A 1,906-nucleotide genomic window follows, 5' to 3' on the forward strand; every position below is an offset into this window, starting at 1 on the left:
CCATGGCGACGGCCGCCACGGAGGCCGCGGTGCCCGGCGTGTGGTCCGACAGGCCAATGGGGCTCTCGAACCGGGCCGCCATGTCGGTGACCGTGCGGACATTGGCGTCCTCGAAGGTGGCGGGATAGCTGGAGACGCAGTGCAGAAGCACCACGCCCGGCGCACCGGCCGCCAGGGCCGCGTCGCGGGCGGCGGCCATTTCGGCCTGGTTGGCCATGCCGGTGGAGATGATCAGCGGCTTGCCCTTGGCCGCGGCGTAGCGGATCAGCGGCAGGTCCACGGCCTCGAACGAGGCGATCTTGTAGGCCGGTGCGTCCAGGCCCGCGAGCAGGTCCACCGCCGTTTCGTCGAAGGGGCTGGAGAAGATCGTCACGCCGGCCTTGCGGGCGCGCTCGAAGATCGCCGCGTGCCATTCGAAGGGCGTGTGGGCTTCCTGGTAAAGCTCGTAGAGGCTGCGCCCGTCCCAAAGCCCGCCGTGGATATGGAACTCGGGCCGGTCGACATCCATGGTGATGGTGTCGGCGGTGTAGGTCTGGATCTTGATGGCGTCACAGCCGGTCGCCGCCGCGGCGTCGACCATCAGCAGGGCCCGGTCCAGGCTCCCATTGTGGTTCCCCGACAGCTCGCAGATGACATAGGGCTCATGGCCTGGACCGATCTTGCGGCCGGCGATTTCGATCTCGGGGGTGTGTGACATGTACAGGACTCGGCCTTCGTTCCCGGTACGATAGATACACCCCTTGAAGGCTGCGTTAACCAACCGCGCCCGGCGCCAGTCGCAACGCGCCAGAATCTCACCTACATAGACGCGATGTCGCAGAACGCTCCCCGCACCACCCGCTGCCTGATCCTGGGTTCCGGCCCGGCCGGCTACACCGCCGCCATCTATGCCGCCCGCGCCTTGCTGAACCCGGTGCTGATCGCCGGCATCCAGCCGGGCGGCCAGCTGACCATCACCACCGACGTGGAGAACTATCCGGGCTTCGCCGACGTCATCCAGGGCCCCTGGCTCATGGAGCAGATGCAGGCCCAGGCGGCGCACGTCGGGACCGAGATCATCAACGACATCGTGCTGAAGGCCGACCTGTCGCAGCGCCCGTTCCGGCTGGAGTGCGACTCAGGCGACGTCTGGCTGGCCGAGACCCTAATCATCGCCACCGGCGCACAGGCCAAGTGGCTGGGCCTGGACAGCGAGCAGAAATTCCAGGGCTTCGGCGTCTCGGCCTGCGCCACCTGCGACGGCTTCTTCTATCGCGGCAAGGAGGTCGTGGTGGTCGGCGGCGGCAACACCGCCGTGGAGGAGGCCCTGTTCCTCACCAACTTCGCCAGCAAGGTCACCGTCGTCCATCGCCGCGACGAGTTCCGCGCCGAGAAGATCCTGCAGGAGCGCCTGTTCGCCCATCCCAAGATCGAGGTGATCTGGGAACACGGGATCGACGAGGTCCTGGGCTCCGCCGATCCGGCTAGCGTCACCGGCGTACGGCTGAAGAACGTCAAGACCGGCGACACGCGTGAGCTCGCCGCCGACGGCGTGTTCATCGCCATCGGCCACGCCCCGGCCTCGGAACTGTTCAAGGGCCAGCTTGAAATGGACGCCTCGGGCTATCTCGACGTGAAGGCCGGGACCGCCTCCACGGCCATTCCGGGCGTCTTCGCCGCCGGCGATGTCACCGACGACATCTACCGCCAGGCGGTCACCGCCGCGGGCATGGGCTGCATGGCCGCGCTGGATGCCGTCCGCCTGCTGGCCGAGGAAGACCACGAAAAGGCGCACCACCCGATCAGCCACCACGAGGCCGAGAAAATCGGCGCTTGGTGAGCGCCCGCCAGCCGCTAAGTTCGCTGACATTCCAACCTAGACGAGGCCGCGCGCGCCCATGACCAACCTGATCGTGCGAGGCGGTCG

2 protein-coding genes are annotated in these 1,906 nt (G+C 67.6%); one reads left to right on the top strand and one right to left on the bottom strand.

Going from position 1 to position 1,906, the window contains the following annotated elements:
• Window positions 1–697: N-acetylneuraminate synthase family protein (locus RMO04_RS01225; protein ID WP_309642976.1), on the bottom strand; the 697-nt coding region annotated here is incomplete at its 3' end.
• 114 nt (window positions 698–811) lie between these two features.
• On the opposite strand from RMO04_RS01225, the gene trxB reads away from it, so the two are divergent.
• Entirely contained in the window at window positions 812–1,819 is a 1,008-nt protein-coding gene (trxB, locus tag RMO04_RS01230; protein WP_309642977.1) for a thioredoxin-disulfide reductase, read from the top strand.
• Window positions 1,820–1,906: the final 87 nt, after the last annotated feature.

Source organism: Phenylobacterium sp., assembly GCF_031412415.1.
Taxonomy (GTDB): domain Bacteria; phylum Pseudomonadota; class Alphaproteobacteria; order Caulobacterales; family Caulobacteraceae; genus Phenylobacterium.